Raw genomic sequence first — 17,531 nt, 5'->3', positions numbered from 1 at the left:
CGGGGACCGGGGTTTCGGTCAGCGTACGGCGAGGGGCGGGAAGGCGCGGGGGGAGAGCTTCTCCGGGCCGCCCTCCGACGCGGCGCGCGCCGCCCGCAGCTCCATGCCGTCCAGCAGGGTCTCGAGGCCCGTCTCGAAGTCCTCCTCGGTGGCCCGGAGCGGCGACTGCTCGGGTGACTCCCCGGCGGAGAGGAGCTGCTGGGCCACGTGCTGGATGCACACGCCCTGCACGTACGACCACACGGCGATCGAGAAGGACCGTGCCAGGTCGGGGTCGTCGGTGAGGTCGGCGAGCGCGTCGACCATCCAGTCCAGGCACGAGGTGTCCGAGAAGTGCCGGGCGGAGCTGGAGGTGACCAGCGCCCACGGGTGGGTGCAGTACACCTCCCAGTCGAGCCGCGCGGCGAGCCGCATCGCGTCCCGCCAGTCCGGGGGCGCCGGCTCCGGGTAGGGGTGCTCCTCGCACGCCGCCCGGGTGATCTCGGTGAGCAGGGCGTCCTTGTTCGCCACGTGGCGGTAGAGCGACATGACGCCCGACCCCAGCTCGGCCGCGAGGCGACGCATCGAGAGGGCCGCCACGCCCTCCGCGTCGGCGATGCGAACGGCGGCCGCCACGATCACCCTGCGCGACAAGGTTGGTGAACTCATTTGCCGTCCTTGCGTGTTGATGGCCATGGAGTACTATACCCAGCAGCTTGCGTACGACGTACGCATCGATTTCGCGTACTTTGTACGCATCGAGATCGCATACGGCGTACGCACGCGTTTCGCGTACACCGTATGCGGCATCCACTCGTACCCGAACCCTCTCGCACCCTCTCCTGAAAGGTTGCCCCCGTGACTTCCCAGGAATTAGTCGCGGAGCGGGCCGACCGACGGGCCTGGCTCGGCCTCGTCCTCGTCCTCGGCCCGGTCGCACTCGTCGCGATGGACGGCTCCGTCCTCTACCTCGCGATGCCGAGCATCACCTCCGCCATCACCCCCACCACCGACCAGGCCCTGTGGATCCTCGACATCTACGGCTTCGTGGTCTCGTCCCTGCTCATCGCCTTCGGCAACCTCGGTGACCGGTACGGCCGGCTGAAGTTCCTGCTGTCCGGCGCGGTCGTCTTCGGCATCGGCTCGGTGGGCGCCGCCTTCTCGCCCAACCCCGAGATCCTCATCGCCTGCCGCGCGCTCATGGGACTCGGCGGCGCGACGCTGCTGCCGGCCAGCCTGGCCATCATCAGCAGCCTCTTCCACAACCCGAGGCAGCGCTCCCAGGCCATCGGCATCTTCGCGGCCACCTTCGCCGCCGGGTTCGCCGTCGGCCCGGTCATCGGCGGCCTGCTGCTCAGCAGGTTCGACTGGGGCTCGGTCTTCCTGATCAACATCCCGGTCGTCGTGCTGTTCCTGGCCTTCGCGCCGGTGCTGCTGAAGGAGGTGCGCACGAGCAACCCCGGTCGTGTGGACGCCCTCAGCGTCGTCCTGTCCGCCGTCGGCATCCTGCTGGCGGTCTACGCGGTCAAGACGCTGGCGGCGGAGGGCTTCTCCCCCACGCCGGTCGTCACCGGGCTCGCCGGCGTCGCGATCCTGGTGTGGTTCGTGCGCCGGCAGCTGACACTGGAGTACCCGCTCCTGGACCTGCGCCTGTTCAAGGACCACGTCTTCACCGTCGCGATCCTCACCGGCCTGCTGTCGCTGGTCGCGTGGGCGGCCGCCGGCTACCTCACCGGCGTCTACCTCCAGTCCGTCCTCGGCTACAGCGTCCTCATGGCGGCCGTGCTGGTGCTCCCGGGGGCGGCCGTGCTCACCGTCTCCTGCGTCGGCGCCAGCGGGGTGGTGGAGCGGATCGGCATGCGGTCCGCGCTGATCGCCTCGCACTTCTTCATGGGCCTCGGGCTGCTGCTCCTGCTGCTGACGACCACCGAGTACGGCGTGGCCGCGTTCATCGCGTCCTCCGTCATCACCGGTGTCGGCTACGGCTTCTCCTTCAGCCTCGTGGCGGACACGGCGGTCGCCGCGGTGCCGCCCGAGCGGGCCGGGTCGGCCGCGTCGCTCGCGGAGATGAGCAACGAGCTGGGCAACGCGCTCGGCATCTCCCTGCTCGGCTCGCTGGCGGCGGTGTTCTTCCGGCTCACCGGCCCCGGTGTGGCGGGCACGCTCGACGAGACGCTCGACAGCCCGGGCATCTCCGCGGGCGCCGTCGCCGAGGCCAAGGACGCCTTCCTCGGCGGGATGCACCTGGCGATCGGGGTGGCGAGCCTGCTCTGCCTGGCCCTGGGCGTCCTCGCCCTGCGCTGGGTGCCGAAGGAGACGGGCGCCCCGCAGGAGGAGGCCGAGGCCGTCGCCCACTGACCCGGCGCCCACGGCAGCCCCGGCGCACGGACCGCCCCCTCACCCGGGACGGACCGTACGGCGGGGCCGCCGTGTGCCCCGGACGGCTCACCGTCCGGGGCCCCGCCCCGCTCTCAGGGGCGGAAGTCGACCCGGAACGCCTCCTCCCCGTCCTGCGTACCGGTCACGCGCACGGCGCCCGGGTCGGCGAGCGGCTCGGCCTCGATCAGGCACGGCAGGTCGAACTCGACGTAGCGCCGGTAGAGGGCGTCGACGCGCCCCGCCGCCGGCGACCGCGGGAAGCACAGGGCGCGCGCCGCCTGGTCGGCGGCCTCCAGCAGGGCGAGCCCCGGCACGTGGTCGACCGGGTGGTCGAAGAGCTGGTGGTCGCCGACGTCGTTGCGCAGCAGCCAGCGGCCGGGGCGGTCGGCGGCCGCCAGGACCACCTCCGCGGGCCGGGTGCGCCCCACCGTCCGCGCGTCGACGGGGTCGGGGACCGGCCAGGCGCCCCACTCGACGTGCCGGCGGACGCCGCGCAGGCGCTCGTACACCCGCTCGGGGATCCAGCCGAACTCGCTCTCGGCTCGGGCCAGCGTGGCGCCGTCCACCTGGACGTGGAAGGTCATGCGGAGCGTGCGCCGGGTGCGCCGGCCGGCCTCGCCCTCGTCCACCGCGACCCGCACGCGCGCGGACGTCGTCCGGCCGCGGGGCAGCGGCGGGCAGGCGGGCAGGGCGAAGCTCAGGGCGCTGAGCACGGTCTGGTGGGTCAGCGGCACGTCGTAGGCGCCGTGCGCGACGACCAGACCCGTCTGCCGGATCGTCTGCGCGAGGACGCGCGGGTCGTACGGTAAGTCGCCCTGGACGGCGGGCCACACGAGGTCCAGGTCGAACTCGTGGCGGGCCGCGCGCTCCCAGCCCGTGACGAGCAGGTGCTCCTCGCGCCGGATGTGGGCGTAGGCCCCGAGGCCCGGTGGAGCGGATGGGCGCGGGTCGAGCGTGGTGTCGTACAACATTCCCCCCTGAGTCGTCGGTTGGGCCGGGCTCAGTGCGATGCCAAAATACCGGATAGCCGTTCGGTTTCAGCCAAACGTATGTGTGGGCCCAGGTAAGAGTAGGGAACAGCCGTCTGAAGGGCACGGCAACGAGCGCTATGTGAGACGGCGTCAGGACGCCTGGGCCACAGGCCCCTGCGCCGGAGGAGGCACCTCCAGGCCGTCCGGGGGCGGGGCCCCTGGCTCCCGGGCGCTCCGGGCCGCTTCCGGGCCGCTCGTCCGGTCTCGCCGCCCTCCCGGCAGCCCGCCGCCCACTCCCCGCGCCCCGCCCTGCGCTCCGCCCCGCCCCACCGGACGTCCGTGCCGCGGCGCGAGAGGGATCGCGGTGGCCCGCGCGCGCACGGACCGGCGAGGACACGGATCACCCAGGGCGTCCACGACCCCCTCTCCGGCCGGGCGTTGGCGCGAATGCGCGGTCACAGCGCCCCTGCCGCGTATAAAAACAGGACGGGAGTCCTTTTTTGCGGCAGGGGGCGGCGATGCGGGATCTGGGCGACGACCGAAGACACGAGAGCGGCACCGGCGACGGGGGGCCGCTGACGGCGGCGGAGGCCGCGGTCCTGCGCGGACTGCTCGCATCCCTCCCCCTCAACGGGCAGCGGCTGAAGGCGGAGCGCTATGTGCGCGGGCTGCTGTCCGTACGCGGGCGCAAGACGCTGCGGAGCGTCGCGGCGCAGTTCGACGGGGCCTCGGCGCAGCAGAGCGTGCACCACTTCATCAGCGCCTCGCCCTGGGACTGGACGCCCGTCCGGCACGACCTGGCCCGGCACGCGCAGCGCGCGCTGGCCGCGCAGGCGTGGGTGATCGGCACCACCCTGATCCCCAAGACGGGCCCGCACTCGGTCGGCGCGGACCCCCAGCAGACCCCGCTCGGCACCGTGAACGGCCAGTGCACGGTGGGGGCCTGGCTGGCGTCGGAGCGGGCGGCGGTCCCGGTGGACTGGCAGCTGCGGCTGTCGGCCCGCTGGACGGCCGACCCGCTGCGAAGCCGGGCGAGCGTCCCGGAGGACGCCGCGGCCGACACGGTCGAGACCTGTGTACGGCGGGCCGTGGCCGGCCTCGCGGAGATCCGGGGGGTGCCGCGACTGCCCGTGGTCGTGGACGTCCCGGAGGCGGGCGGCATGCCGCTCGTACGGATCCTGGCGGCGGCGGGGCGGCCGTTCGCGGTGCGGGTGAGCCCGTCCCTCCCGGTCCGGATCGACCGCTGGGAGCTCCCCGCCTACGGGGACCTGCTGCGCACCGCCGGCGACCTGGCCGAGTCGCTGCCGCACCTGCGGCAGCAGGTGAACCCCGGCGACGGCTCGACGACGGTGGCGGCGGTCCCCGTGGTGGCGTCCCCGAGGCGCCGGGAGCCGATGACGCTGCTCGGCGAGTGGTGCCCCGAGCGGCGCGCCTTCCCCCGGCTGTGGCTGACCGGACGGGACCCCTCCGGCGTCGCCGCCGCGCTGCGGCTCACCCGGCTGACCGCCGTGGTGGAGCGCGACCTCGTGGAGGTCTCCGACCGGGTCGGCGTGCGGGACTTCGGAGGGCGCTCGTTCCCCGGCTGGCACCGGCACATCACGCTGGCCTCCGTGGCCCATCTGATGGCGGTCTCGGCCCGCGGGCACCGGGGAGCGGTGGCGCGCGACCGGTCGCCCGCGCAAGAACGGGACTACCGTCCGGTAATTTGACACTTTCGGTCACCGGGTGGTGACTCACCCCACCCCGTGCGCCCTACCCTCGACCGCGCACTCGCCCGGTGTTCTGGCTCGATCACAGCGGACGTCCCCACCACGACGGGTTGACCTGCAGTTAGGAGATCCATGCTCAGCCTCGATCCGCGTCCCACGACCGCCGCGCGGGCGACGCTCCCCACGTCGTTCCCGTCCGGCGCCCACGACGCCGCCCTGTCCGAGATCTCCTCGATACTCTTCACCTCGCTGCCCCGCAGCGACCAGAGCCGCAAGGCCATGCAGTACCTGCGCGGACTGCTGGAGGCGCCGGGGCGCAAGTCGGTCCGGAACATCGCGGCCCTCCTCGGCGAGCAGGTGTCGGAGCAGAACCTGCACCACTTCATCTCCGCGTCCACCTGGGACTGGGTGCCCGTCCGCCGGGCGCTCGTCGCCCACTGGACCAGCTCCGTCCCGCCCCTGGCGTGGGTGGTGCAGCCGGTCATCATCCCGAAGACCGGCCGGCACTCCGTCGGCGTGGACAGGCACTTCTTCCCCACCCTGGGCCAGGTGCTCAACGCCCAGCGGGCCATCGGCGTGTGGGCCGCGTCGGACGGTGTCAGCGTCCCGGTCAACTGGCGCCTGCACCTGCCGCGGACCTGGCTCCAGGACGACCTGCGGCGCAGCCAGGTCGGCATCCCGGACGGGGTGGCGACGCAGACGCTGAGCGAGTGCGTGGTCGACGCGTGCCTGGAGACCACGCGACGGTGGCGGCTGCCGGTGCGCCCGATGGTGCTCGACTCCTGCGAGGTGCACGCCGTACCCATCTACGAGAAGCTGCACGCCGCCGGCATGCCGCTGCTGGTGAGCGTGTGCGAGGAGCAGCCGCTCACCGTCGCCGACCCGGCCCTGCCCGTCCCCGGCCGGGGGCGGCTGACCGCCGAACAGATCATGATCATGGCCAGGGGCCTGCGCCGCCCCGTGGCCGCCCCGCCCCACGAGGCCGGTGCGGCGCCGTCCACCCGCTGGGTCGCCGCCGTGCGGGTCGTGGCTCCCCCTGCCGCCCCCGGCCCCGCTCCGGCCGGGGAGCGGAGCGAGGCGCTGCTGCTGGGGGTGGGCGAGGAGGGCGGGCGCTGGCCGGCGAAGCTGTGGCTGACCAACCTCGCCCACACGCCGCCGGCCTCGCTGGTGCGGCTGAGCGGACTGGCCGACCGGGTCGACCGGGACTTCGTCGACATCGCCGACCGGGTGGGCATCCGGGACTTCTCCGGGCGCTCCTTCGGCGGCTGGCACCGCCATGTGACGCTGGCCTCGGCCGCCCACGCGGTGGTCGCCCGGGCCAGGAGCTCGCGGTGATCCGCCGCTGAGCCCGGGATACGCGCTCCGCCGGGACCGGCGGGCGGACGGTCGTACGCGACCGCCGCCCGCCGGTCCCTTCTTCGTGCGGTGGCGCCCGGCCGGGGCGCCGGGTGGGCGGCGTACGGGAACTCCCGCGGGGCACCGGGCGGGGAGGCGCCGCCGGGCAGCGCGCCGGGCAGGCGGCGGACGGGGCCCCGGGCACCGGGCGGACCGCCGGCCGGGACCCCGTACACATGCGCCGCGCCGCGGAGCGAATTCGCCGGGGGTCCGGCCTGAAAGCAACGCAGCCCTTTCTCCGTCGACTTGACACATTCCCGGCCACTTGACGGATCTCGCGGCACCTGACGGACTGCGCCCCGCCTTGTTGGTGGCGCCGGGGAATTCGGCGGACGATCAGCGGGTACGGAGGGCCGCCGGTTCCCGGCGGATCAGCCCTCCCCCACTTTCCCCGTTTCGCGTCCCGTACCGCCTCGTATGGCGTGCCGATTGGAGAATCCGGTGGACGACGCCCTGCTCGACATCCGCTGTGAACAGGCGTTGCAGCAGCCTCCGTGGGAGGACGAGGCCCATGTGCTGCGGGTACGCAAGGAACTGGCCGCCCGCGCCCCCCTCGTGACCGCCGAGGACGTGCGCGCCCTGCGGTCCGCGCTGGCCCGGGTCGCCGCCGGAGAGGCGCACGTCGTCCAGGCCGGCGACTGCGCCGAGGACCCCGCCGAGCGCACCCGGGACCACGTCGCCCGCAAGGCGGGGCTGCTGAGCATGCTCGCCGGCTCGCTGGAGATGGACACCTGCCGGCCGGTGGTGCGGGTAGGCCGGATGGCCGGCCAGTTCACCAAGCCCCGCTCCCGTCCCACCGAGCGGGTCGGCGACCTCGAACTGCCCGTCTACCGGGGCCACATGGTCAACAGCCCGGAGCCCAGCCCCGAGGCGCGCCGCCCGGACCCGGACCGGCTGCTCGGCGGCTACGAGGCCGCCCGCGACATCATGGGCCACCTGGGCTGGCTGGGGGCGCCCGGCGGGGCCGACCGGATGGGCACCCCCGTCTGGACCAGCCACGAGGCCCTGCTGCTCGACTACGAGGTGCCGATGCTGCGCCGGCAGGCGGACGGCGGGCTGCTGCTGGCCTCCACCCACTGGCCGTGGATCGGCGAGCGGACCCGGCAGCTCGACGGCGCCCACGTCGCCCTGCTGTCCGAGGTCGTGAACCCGGTCGCCTGCAAGGTCGGCCCCGGTATGACCGCCGGTGACCTGCTCGCCCTGTGCGAGCGGCTCGACCCGGGCCGGGAGGCCGGCCGGCTCACCCTCATCGCCCGGATGGGCGCCGGCACGGCCGCCGAGCGGCTGCCGTCGCTGGTGGCGGCCGTCCGCGCCGCCGGGCACCCGGTGATCTGGCTGACCGACCCGATGCACGGCAACACCGTGAGCACCCCGGACGGTCTGAAGTCCCGCTTCCTGGAAGCGGTCACCCGCGAGATCGACGAGTTCCAGCACGCGGTCACCGAGGCGGGCGGCGTCGCCGGCGGCCTCCACCTGGAGACCACCCCGGACGATGTCACCGAGTGCGTCCGCGACGGCTCCGAGGCGCACCTGGTCGGCACCCGCTACACCAGCTTCTGCGATCCGCGGCTCAACCCCGTGCAGGCCCTCGCCGCGGTCTCCGCCTGGTGGGTGTCCGCCCGTTCGGCCGAACCGGCCGCCGTCTAGCCCACCGCCCGGCCCGGCCGTCCGAGCCGGCCGCCGTCCAGCCCACCGCCCGGCCCGGCCGTCCGAGCCGGCCGCCGTCCAGCCCACCGCCCGGCCCGGCCGTCCGAGCCGGCCGCCGTCCAGCCCACCGCCCGGGACCACGGCCGGTGACCGGCACGCAGCACGGCCGGGAACACGGCCCGGAGCACGGCCGGAAGCGAGGCGGACACCCAGCCCGGAGCGCGGCCGCGCCCCGGCCTCCCGGAGCCGTGCCCGGAGCACGGCCGGCGCCCCGGCCCGGCCGCGCGCCGGGACCGCGAGGCCGCCCCCGCGCGGCCGCACCCCCGACCTTCGCCAGAGGAGAGCACAGTCATGGCGGGCATACCCCCCATCGAGCCCTACCCCCTGCCGTCCGCGGACGACCTGCCCGGCGGCACCGCCCAGTGGACCGCCGACCCGGACCGCGCGGTGCTGCTCGTCCACGACATGCAGCGCTACTTCCTGCGCCCCTTCCCCGCGCCCCTGCGCGAGGAGCTGGTGGGCAACGCGGCGCTGCTGCGCGAGCGCGCCGTCGCCACGGGCATGCCGGTGGCGTACACGGCGCAGCCCGGCGGCATGACCGACGAGCAGCGCGGCCTGCTCAAGGACTTCTGGGGGCCGGGCATGCGCGTCGACCCGGCCGACCGGGAGGTGGTCGAACCGCTGACGCCCGGCCCGGACGACCGGGTGTTCACCAAGTGGCGCTACAGCGCCTTCTTCCGCTCCGGGCTGCTGGAGTGGATGCGTGGACTCGGCCGCGACCAGCTCGTGGTGTGCGGGGTGTACGCGCACGTCGGCGTGCTGATGACGGCCGTGGACGCCTTCACCCACGACATCCGGCCGTTCCTGGTGGCCGACGCGGTCGGGGACTTCTCCGCGGCGTACCACCGCCTGGCCGTCGAGTACGCCGCCCAGCGCTGCGCCGTCGTCACCACCACCGGCACCGTCCTCGCCCAGCTGGGCGCCGCACCGGCCGGAGCCGCCGCATGACCCCGCCCGCCGAGCTCCTGGAGCGGGTGCTGGCGCCGAACCCCCCGGCGTTCGCCCTGCTGCACCGCCCCGAGTCGGGCGCCGCGGACCGCGTGGACGTGCTGCTCGGCACGGTCTCCACCCCGCGGACGCTCGCCGAGCTGCCGCTGCCCGAGCCCTCCGCGCCGTCCGGCGGCCCCCGCCACGAGCTGCTGACGCTCATCCCCTACCGGCAGATCGCCGAGCGGGGGTTCACCGCGCCGGACGACGGTGCACCGCTGATCGCGATGGCCGTCTCCGACCAGGCGGCGCTCCCGCTCGACGAGGTCCTGGACCGGCTCCCGGACGTGCCGACCGAGCTGGCCGGCGGCCACTTCGACGTGCCCGACGAGGAGTACGCCGACACGGTCCGCAGGGTCGTCGCCGACGAGATCGGCACCGGCGAGGGCGCCAACTTCGTCATCAAGCGCTCCTTCGTCGCCGACATCACCGGCTACACCCCGCGCAGCGCCCTGTCGTTCTTCCGCCGGCTGCTGCGCGGCGAGTCCGGGGCCTACTGGACGTTCGTCGTGCACACCGGCGACCGCACCTTCGTCGGGGCGACCCCCGAACGCCACCTCAGCCTCGCCGGCGGCACCGCCGTGATGAACCCGATCAGCGGCACCTACCGCTATCCGCCGACCGGCCCCACCCTCCCCGAGGTCCTGGACTTCCTCGCGGACCGCAAGGAGGCCGACGAGCTGTACATGGTCGTCGACGAAGAGCTGAAGATGATGGCCCGGATCTGCGACACCGGCGGCCGGGTCGTGGGCCCGTACCTGAAGCAGATGACCCGCCTCGCGCACACCGAGTACTTCATCGAGGGCGAGACCGACCGGGACCCGCGCGAGATCCTGCGCGAGTCGATGTTCGCGCCGACCGTCACCGGCTCCCCCCTGGAGAGCGCCTGCCGGGTGATCGGCCGGTACGAGCCGCGGGGCCGCGGCTACTACAGCGGCGTCGTCGCGCTCATCGGCCGCGACGCGCAGGGCGGGCGGGCGATGGACTCCTCGATCCTCATCCGCACCGCCGACATCGACCGCACCGGCCGCGTCCGGATCGGCGTCGGCGCCACGCTCGTCCGCCACTCCGACCCGGATTCCGAGGTCGCCGAGACCCGCGCCAAGGCGGCGGGGCTGCTCGCGGCGCTCCGGCCGGACGGCCCGGCGGACCCGGAGACCTCAGCGGCCCGCGCCGTGCGCCTCGGCGAGCACCCGTCCGTGCGGGCCTCGCTGGAGCGGCGCAACACCACGCTCGCCGGGTTCTGGCTGGCCGAGGACCCGGGGCGCGCGAGGCCCGTGCCGCACCTCGCGGGCAGCCGCGTGCTGGTCGTGGACGCGGAGGACACCTTCACCTCGATGATCGACCACCAGCTGCGCTCCCTGGGGCTGGAGGTGACGGTGCGGCGTTTCGACGAGCCGTACTCCTTCGACGGGCACGACCTCGTCGTCATGGGCCCCGGCCCCGGCGACCCGCGCGACGCCGCCCATCCCAAGATCGCCCATCTGCGGACGGCGATCGGCACCCTGCTCGCCGAGCGGCGGCCGTTCCTCGCGGTCTGCCTGAGCCACCAGGTGCTCAGCATGCGGCTGGGCTTCCCGCTGGTGCGCCGGGAGGTGCCCAACCAGGGCGTGCAGCAGGAGATCGACCTCTTCGGCGTGCGCACCCGCGTGGGCTTCTACAACACCTTCGCCGCGCGCAGCGCCGAGGACAAGGCCGACTGCCAGGGCGTCGGCCCGGTCGAGGTCAGCCGCGACCCGCACACCGGCGAGGTGCACGCGCTGCGCGGCCCGCACTTCGCCTCCATGCAGTTCCACGCCGAGTCGGTGCTCACCGAGGACGGCGTACGCCTCGTCGGCACCCTCATGACGGACGTCCTGGGCGCCCGGCTGTGAACCGCGCGCGGGGCGGCCGGACACCCGCCGGCCGCCCCGCGCACCCCTCCGCCTGAAGAGGACGACCCACTTCCATGCATGCCGACCCGCTTCCCCGCACCGCCCGGATCCCCGGCTCGAAGAGCATCACCAACCGCGCGCTGCTCCTCGCGGCGGCCGCAGACGGCACCTCCACCCTGCGGGCGCCCCTGGTCAGCGAGGACACCCTGGCCTTCCGCAAGGCCCTCACCGACCTCGGCGCCACCGTGCGCGCCGCGTCCGACGAGTCCCGGTGGACCGTCACCGGGCTGGGCGGCGCCCCGCGCGGCGGCGGCCCGGTCTGGTGCGCCGACGCCGGGACCGCCGCCCGCTTCCTGCCCCCGTTCACGGCCGCCGGCCGCGGCACCTACCGGTTCGACGGCTCCGCGCAACTGCGCGCCCGGCCCCTGCGGCCCCTGGTGGACGCCCTCGACCGGCTCGGGGCGAGGGTCCGGGCCGACGGCGGCGGGCTGCCGCTGGAGATCACCGCGACCGGCCTGGACGGCGGCGAACTGGACCTCGACTCCAGCCTCAGCAGCCAGTACCTGAGCGGTCTGCTGATGGCGGCGCCCCTGCTGCGCACCCCGCTCACCCTGCGTCCCGAGGGACTGGTGAGCCGCCCGTACGTGGACATGACCCTGGCGCTGATGCGCCGCTTCGGCGCCGGCGTCGACGCGTACGCCGACCGCGTCACCATCCGGCCGGGCGGCTACCGTCCCCACGCCCTGGACATCGAGCCCGACGCGTCCACGGCCTCCTACTTCCTCGCCGCCGCCGCGGCCTGCGGACGCGCCGTGAGCGTGCCGGGCCTGGGCACGGGCAGCCTCCAGGGCGACCTGCGGTTCGTGGACGTGCTCGCCAAGGCCGGCGCCCGGGTGTCGGTGACCGCCGAGGGCACCACCGTCGCCGGTACCGGGCGGCTGCGCGGCGGGTTCGACGTCGACATGGGCGACATCTCGGACACCTTCATGACGTTCGCCGCGATCGCGCCCCTCGCCGACGCGCCCGTGACGATCCACGGCATCGCGCACGCCCGGCTGAAGGAGTCGGACCGCGTCGCGGCCGTCACCGCGAACCTGCGGGCCTGCGGGGTGCGGGTGGACGAGGGCCCCGACCGGATCACCGTGCACCCCGGCACCCCGGCCCCGGCGCGGATCGCCTGCCGCCGCGACCACCGGATCGCCATGTCGTTCTCGGTGCTCTCGCTCGCCTCCGGTGTCCCGCTGGTGCTGGACGACCCCGCCTGCGTGGGCAAGACGTTCCCCGGGTTCCACGCGGAGCTGGGCCGGTTGTTCCCCGATCTGCTGCCCGGAGGCCCTGGTGGTCCCGGTGCGCCCGGTGGCCCCGGCGTCCTCGGTGCCCCCGGTGTCCGGACGAGTGTGGAGGAGGGCGAGTGAGCAGGCTGCGCTGGCTGACCGCGGGGGAGTCCCACGGCCCGGCCCTGGTGGCGGTCCTGGAGGGGCTGCCGGCGGGTGTTCCCGTCACCACGGAGGCGGTGGCGGAGCATCTGGCGAGGCGGCGGCTCGGCCACGGCCGGGGCGCGCGGATGGCGTTCGAGCAGGACGAGGTCGCCTTCCTGGGCGGGGTCCGGCACGGGCTCACCCTCGGCTCCCCGGTGGCGATCACGGTGGGCAACACCGAATGGCCCAAGTGGGAGCAGGTGATGGCGGCCGACCCGGTCGACCCGGAGGTCCTGGCGGGCCTCGCGCGCAACGCGCCGCTGACCCGGCCCCGGCCCGGTCACGCGGATCTGGCCGGGATGCAGAAGTACGGGTTCCCGGAGGCGCGTCCGGTCCTGGAGCGGGCCTCCGCCCGGGAGACGGCGGCCCGGGTGGCACTGGGCGCGGTGGCGCGCTCCTACCTGCGGGAGACGGCCGGGATCGAGGTCGTCAGCCATGTGGTGGAGCTGGCGTCGGCGAAGGCGCCGAGCGGGCTGATCCCGCGGCCCGCGGACGTGGCCGCGCTCGACGCCGACCCGGTCCGCTGCCTGGACCCGGAGGCGTCGAAGGCGATGGTCGCGCAGATCGACCGGGCGCACCGGGACGGCGACACGCTCGGCGGGGTCGTGGAGGTGCTGGCCCACGGCGTGCCCCCGGGTCTGGGGTCGCACGTGCACTGGGACCGGCGGCTGGACGCCCGGCTGGCCGCGGCCCTGATGGGCATTCAGGCGATCAAGGGGGTCGAGGTCGGCGACGGCTTCGACCTGGCGCGGGTGCCGGGCTCCCGGGCGCACGACGAGATCGTCGCCGCCGACGGGCGGATCGGGCGCGCCTCGGGCCGTGCGGGCGGCACGGAGGGCGGGCTCTCCACCGGTGAACCGCTGCGGGTGCGGGCGGCGATGAAGCCGATCGCGACGGTGCCGAGGGCCCTTCGGACGGTGGACGTGGCCACCGGTGAGGCGGCGGCCGCCCACCACCAGCGCTCGGACGTGTGCGCGGTGCCCGCGGCGGGGATCGTGGCGGAGGCCATGGTCGCGCTGGTCCTCGCGGACGCGGTGGCGGAGAAGTTCGGCGGCGACAGCGTGCCGGAGACCCGCCGCAACGTCCGCTCGTACCTCGACCACCTGCCGGTCCGGTGACCGGGCCGCCGCTGGTCGTCCTCGTCGGGCCGGCGGGCGTCGGCAAGTCCACGGTCGGGCGGCTCCTGGCCGAGCGGCTGGGGGCCGGCTACCGCGACACGGACGACGACGTCGCCGCCGGACGGGGCCGGAGCATCCCGGAGATCTTCGCCGAGGAGGGCGAGGCGGTGTTCCGGGACCTGGAGCGGCGGGCCGTGCGCCGTGCGCTCGCCGGGCACGGCGGTGTCCTCGCCCTCGGCGGCGGCGCGGTCGTGGACGCCGGCACGCGCGCGCTGCTGGCCGCGCACCGGGTCGTGTACCTGACGATGGGCGCCGGCGAGGCGGCCGGCCGGGTCGGGGGCGGCGCCGCGCGCCCGCTGCTGGCGGCCGACCCGCTCCGGCGGTGGAGCGAACTGATGGAGGCACGCCGGGACCTGTACGAGGAGGTCGCGACCGCCGTCGTGCCCACCGACGGCCGCTCCCCCGGCGAGGTGGCCGCAGCGGTCCTGGGCGCGCTGGCGCGCGTCGCGCCCTGAGCCCCGCGCGCCGTGCGGGCCCGGCCGGCGCCGCCGACGGCTCGTGCCGGTCCGCGGGCTCGCGCGGTCCGATCCGCGGGCTCGCGCGGTCCCATGCCGGGTTCCGGCCGGCCGCCCGGCGGGCTCGCGGGTCCGGTCCCGGGCCGGTGCGCCCGCCGCCGTCCGCGGCGCGGGTCGCGGCCGAGCCCCGGCTCTGCCGTGCGCGGACCCGATCCGCGACCTCGTACGACGGGCGCCGGAACGCGCCGCTCCCTCCCCCCTCGTCCCCGCGCGGACATGGGGGCGGCGCCGCCTCAGGGGGTGCACGCCTCGGCGATGGACAGGCCGTCCTCGTACAGGTGGTGCCGGGTGATCCGGCCGTCCTCGACGGTGAGGCGCAGGGCGAACGGGCCCTCGAAGGACTTCCCCGTCGCCCGTACGGTCCCCGACAGGCGCCCCGTCAGAACGGCGTCGGCGCCGTCCACCAGGACGGCGTCGACCGTGGCGCGCGCCTCCTCGGGCACGGTGTGCTCCATCAGCTCCGCCCCCTGCGCGGCGCACTCCGCGCCGGTCCTGCGCGGCCGGATCCACGGTACGGCGGGGTTCTCGGCGAGCTGCCAGTCGACCTCGTCGGCGAAGAGCGCGACGAGCCGCTCGGTGTCCCCGGCGAGCCGGGCCGCGAGGAACTCCCGGACGACGGCGCGGGTGGCCTCCGCGGCGGCCTCCGCGCCGGTCATCGGGGGCGCCGGGGTCGCCGTGGGGGCGGTGGGGGCGGTGGGGGCGGTGGGGGCGGTGGGGGCTGCGGACATGGTGCTCTCCTCGCTGGGCTGCGGCGGGTTCCGGCGGGTCCCGGTGACACGGCCGATCCTGCCGCGGCCGGGTGGAGGGGTCGATTACCCGGGAGGTAAGGCCCCGGTGGCGGGATCGCCCACGGCCCCCACCGAGACGGTCACGATCGGAGAAGCGCGGAGCGCCGTACCGGCCCTAGCGTGGCCCTCATGAACCTCACCATTCACACCGCCGCCCTGCCGCACGACGATCCGGACGCCTCGCTCGCCTTCTACCGCGACGTCCTCGGCTTCGAGGTCCGCGGCGACGTCGGCCAGGGCAGGATGCGCTGGATCACCGTCGGCCCGCCCGGTCAGCCGGGCACGTCCCTCCTCCTGGCACCCCCCGCGGCCGATCCGGGCGTCACCGAGGACGAGCGCCGCACCATCGCGGAGATGATGGCCAAGGGCACCTACGGCTGGATCCTGCTGGCCACCCCGGACCTCGACGCCACGTTCGCGCGGGTCGAGGCGGGCGACGCCGAGGTGGTCCAGGAGCCCACCGAGCAGCCGTACGGCGTCCGGGACTGCGCGTTCCGCGACCCTGCGGGCAACATGATCCGCATTCAGGAGCTGCGCTGACCGGTCGGCCCGTCCCCGGCTCGCGGTCGGGCCGGTGTCCGGCGGGCGGTCCTCCCGGCAGCTCGGCGGACGCCCGCCGACGTGACCGCCGTTCGTGAGAGAGGAGTACGCGCATGTGCAGGCCCGGGTGGCGCAGGGCGCGCGTCCAGGCGCAGTACCTGGCGGAGCTGGCGCGGTTGCGCCGCGTCCGCGACCGGATCGACAGGGAGTACGCGAGGCCGCTGGACGTGGTGGCGCTCGCCCGTGACGCGGGCGTGCCCGCCGGGCACCTCGGCCGGCTGTTCCGGGCCGCGTACGGCCGTTCGCCCCACGGGTACCTGCTGACGCGCCGGATCGAGCGGGCGACCGCGCTGCTCCGGCGTGGCGACCTCGGCGTCGCCGAGGTGGCCCTCGCGGTGGGCTGCACGTCGCTCCCCGCGTTCACCGCCCGCTTCACCGGACTCGTGGGGGTGTCCCCCGCACTCTTCCGGCTCAACGCGGCGGACACGGCGGAGGGCGGGACGGCGGGCACGGCGGCGGACCCGGGGCACGCGCCGGGCGGTGGGCCGGCGGCCGTGGCGAGGCGGGCGGCGATACCGGTCAGGAATCGAGAAGCCCCGCGGGCCGCCGGGTCCGTAGCGTGAGGGGCACACCAGCGCAAGCCCTGCGAGAGGAAGCCGCCATGCAGCACCGGAAGCCGTCCGCCGGAAGCCCCGACACGGCCGGGGAGGGACACGGCGGGTTCACCGCCGAGGAGCGCGCCGCCATGAAGGAGCACGCCCAGGAGGTCAGGCGGGCTGCGGCGCGGCGCGGTTCGCGGGCCACGCGGGCGGAGAAGGCGGCCGCGGCGGAGCAGGAGGTCCTGGCGAAGATCGCCGAGATGCCGGAGGCCGACCGGGTGCTCGCCGAGCGGGTCCACGCCCTGGTCCGGCGGGCGGCCCCGGAGCTCGCGCCCAGGCTCTGGTACGGAATGCCCGCCTACGCCAGGGACGGCAAGGTCGTCTGCCACTTCCAGGGTGCCGGGAAGTTCAGGACGCGGTACGCCACACTCGGCTTCAGCGACCAGGCGGCGCTCGACGACGGCGCCGTGTGGCCGGTCGCCTACGCCCTGAGGGAGCTGACCGAAACCGAGGAGCGGTTCCTCACGGAACTCCTGGCGCGGGCGGTCGCCTGAGTTCCGGTACGGCAGCGGCGCCCCGGCCGGCGCCTCCCGCGAGCGGAGGGCGCGGTCCGGGGCGCCGCTGCCCCAAACGGCCCCGCGGAGCGGTGCCGCGCGGGGCCCGCCACCGCCCGGCGCCGGCTCAGTGGGTCCGGGGGAAGGTCGGATAGACGTACCCGGGCCCCCAGAAGGGGGCCACGTCGAAGTGCTGGTAGACGTCGTGCGCGTACCGGTCCTGCTCCACCAGGTCGGGATCGTACGCGGGCGCGCCGGAGACCTGCTCCCGCGACCGGTCGACCCGGACCTCGTCGTCAGCGACGGCCGAGACCGCGTCGACCGGGATGAACGTCTTCTTCTGGCCGATGCCGAGGAAGCCCCCGTGTTCGACGAGCAGGAAGCGGACCTTGCCCTCCGCCTCGTCGATGAGCAGGTCCTCGACGGTGCCCAGCTTCTCGCCGGCCGCGTTGACGACGGTGCGGCCCCGCACGTCCTCCTCGGGGCTGCCGACCGACTGGCCGGACTCGCTGATCTTCTTGAGCACGGGGATGCCGGGATTCGCCATGGGGTGGTCCTTCCTGCTGCGGACCGCCGCCGCTGCGGGAGCGGCGCGGTGGGTGGTTCGGCCGACACCCGGATATCCGCCGGCGAGCCGGTGAAACCGCTCCGTTCGCGGGCCGTTGCCCGCGGGGGCCGGGCGGGCGGAGAGGCCGACCGGAAATCCGGTGACCGAACGCCCGACCGACGGTAGAGTCGCCGGCATGCACCTCTTCCAGATCTACGGCTGACACGGCCGGGGCACCGCCCCGCGTCCCGTCCGGCACATCCGCGTGCGCGCTCCCTCCGCCACCCGGGCCGACCCCGACCAGGGTGTCCGCTCGCCCCCAGGGCTCCTC

At 75.3% G+C, this 17,531-nt stretch carries 16 protein-coding genes; 12 read left to right on the top strand and 4 right to left on the bottom strand.

All coding sequences use genetic code 11. The features are described 5' to 3' along the window. Positions 1-18: 18 nt before the first annotated feature. A complete protein-coding gene (locus CP974_RS28770) occupies positions 19-648 on the bottom strand; it encodes a TetR/AcrR family transcriptional regulator (RefSeq protein WP_158935939.1) in 630 nt (209 codons plus the stop codon). A 279-nt stretch (positions 649-927) separates the two neighbouring features. Between CP974_RS28770 and CP974_RS28765 the strand changes: the two genes are divergently transcribed. Next, positions 928-2,337, top strand: a complete 1,410-nt coding sequence (locus CP974_RS28765; RefSeq protein ID WP_174887801.1) for an MFS transporter — start codon at positions 928-930, stop codon at positions 2,335-2,337. Between the two features lie 113 nt (positions 2,338-2,450). On the opposite strand, the gene CP974_RS28760 is transcribed toward CP974_RS28765, so the two are convergent. Then, on the bottom strand, positions 2,451-3,329 hold the full coding sequence (locus tag CP974_RS28760; RefSeq protein ID WP_031128615.1) for a ScbA/BarX family gamma-butyrolactone biosynthesis protein: 879 nt from the start codon (positions 3,327-3,329) through the stop codon (positions 2,451-2,453). Positions 3,330-3,847: 518 nt separating this feature from the next. Here CP974_RS28760 and CP974_RS28755 point away from each other — a divergent pair. The 8 genes from CP974_RS28755 (at position 3,848) to CP974_RS28720 (ending at position 14,112) form a co-directional block, all read left to right on the top strand. Beyond that, complete coding sequence (locus CP974_RS28755) at positions 3,848-5,038, top strand: IS701 family transposase (RefSeq protein ID WP_078915325.1); 1,191 nt, start codon at positions 3,848-3,850, stop codon at positions 5,036-5,038. 132 nt (positions 5,039-5,170) lie between these two features. Then, the gene (locus CP974_RS28750; protein ID WP_031128617.1) at positions 5,171-6,373 is read left to right on the top strand and encodes an IS701 family transposase; all 1,203 of its coding nucleotides are present in this window, start codon (positions 5,171-5,173) and stop codon (positions 6,371-6,373) included. Positions 6,374-6,874: 501 nt separating this feature from the next. Beyond that, positions 6,875-8,080, top strand: a complete 1,206-nt coding sequence (locus CP974_RS28745; protein ID WP_031128618.1) for a 3-deoxy-7-phosphoheptulonate synthase — start codon at positions 6,875-6,877, stop codon at positions 8,078-8,080. Positions 8,081-8,431: 351 nt separating this feature from the next. After that, positions 8,432-9,088, top strand: a complete 657-nt coding sequence (locus tag CP974_RS28740) for an isochorismatase family protein (RefSeq protein ID WP_031128619.1) — start codon at positions 8,432-8,434, stop codon at positions 9,086-9,088. Further along, complete coding sequence (locus CP974_RS28735) at positions 9,085-11,001, top strand: anthranilate synthase family protein (RefSeq protein WP_031128620.1); 1,917 nt, start codon at positions 9,085-9,087, stop codon at positions 10,999-11,001. Before CP974_RS28740 ends, CP974_RS28735 begins: the two co-directional genes overlap by 4 nt. Before the next feature lie 74 nt (positions 11,002-11,075). Next, on the top strand, positions 11,076-12,416 hold the full coding sequence (aroA, locus tag CP974_RS28730) for a 3-phosphoshikimate 1-carboxyvinyltransferase (RefSeq protein ID WP_078915327.1): 1,341 nt from the start codon (positions 11,076-11,078) through the stop codon (positions 12,414-12,416). Then, positions 12,413-13,597, top strand: coding sequence for a chorismate synthase (aroC, locus tag CP974_RS28725; protein ID WP_031128622.1), 1,185 nt, complete (start codon positions 12,413-12,415; stop codon positions 13,595-13,597). Before aroA ends, aroC begins: the two co-directional genes overlap by 4 nt. Next, positions 13,594-14,112, top strand: a complete 519-nt coding sequence (locus tag CP974_RS28720) for a shikimate kinase (protein ID WP_031128624.1) — start codon at positions 13,594-13,596, stop codon at positions 14,110-14,112. Before aroC ends, CP974_RS28720 begins: the two co-directional genes overlap by 4 nt. A 293-nt stretch (positions 14,113-14,405) precedes the next feature. On the opposite strand, the gene CP974_RS28715 is transcribed toward CP974_RS28720, so the two are convergent. Beyond that, positions 14,406-14,828: a nuclear transport factor 2 family protein gene (locus tag CP974_RS28715; protein WP_031128625.1), complete on the bottom strand. Its 423-nt coding sequence runs from the start codon at positions 14,826-14,828 to the stop codon at positions 14,406-14,408. Positions 14,829-15,089: 261 nt separating this feature from the next. On the opposite strand from CP974_RS28715, the gene CP974_RS28710 reads away from it, so the two are divergent. From CP974_RS28710 to CP974_RS28700, 3 genes are all read left to right on the top strand, one after another. Next, a complete protein-coding gene (locus CP974_RS28710) occupies positions 15,090-15,500 on the top strand; it encodes a VOC family protein (RefSeq protein ID WP_031134179.1) in 411 nt (136 codons plus the stop codon). Positions 15,501-15,613: 113 nt separating this feature from the next. Further along, entirely contained in the window at positions 15,614-16,123 is a 510-nt protein-coding gene (locus CP974_RS28705; RefSeq protein WP_031134181.1) for a helix-turn-helix transcriptional regulator, read from the top strand. A gap of 38 nt (positions 16,124-16,161) precedes the next feature. Further along, complete coding sequence (locus tag CP974_RS28700; RefSeq protein WP_031134183.1) at positions 16,162-16,653, top strand: iron chaperone; 492 nt, start codon at positions 16,162-16,164, stop codon at positions 16,651-16,653. Positions 16,654-16,780: 127 nt separating this feature from the next. On the opposite strand, the gene CP974_RS28695 is transcribed toward CP974_RS28700, so the two are convergent. Next, the gene (locus CP974_RS28695; protein ID WP_031134185.1) at positions 16,781-17,200 is read right to left on the bottom strand and encodes a PRC-barrel domain-containing protein; all 420 of its coding nucleotides are present in this window, start codon (positions 17,198-17,200) and stop codon (positions 16,781-16,783) included. Positions 17,201-17,531: the final 331 nt, after the last annotated feature.

Source organism: Streptomyces fradiae ATCC 10745 = DSM 40063 (assembly GCF_008704425.1).
In the GTDB taxonomy this organism is placed as follows: domain Bacteria; phylum Actinomycetota; class Actinomycetes; order Streptomycetales; family Streptomycetaceae; genus Streptomyces; species Streptomyces fradiae.
The sequence above is the reverse complement of the archived record's forward strand: the minus strand, read 5'-3'. Positions and strand labels throughout refer to the sequence as shown.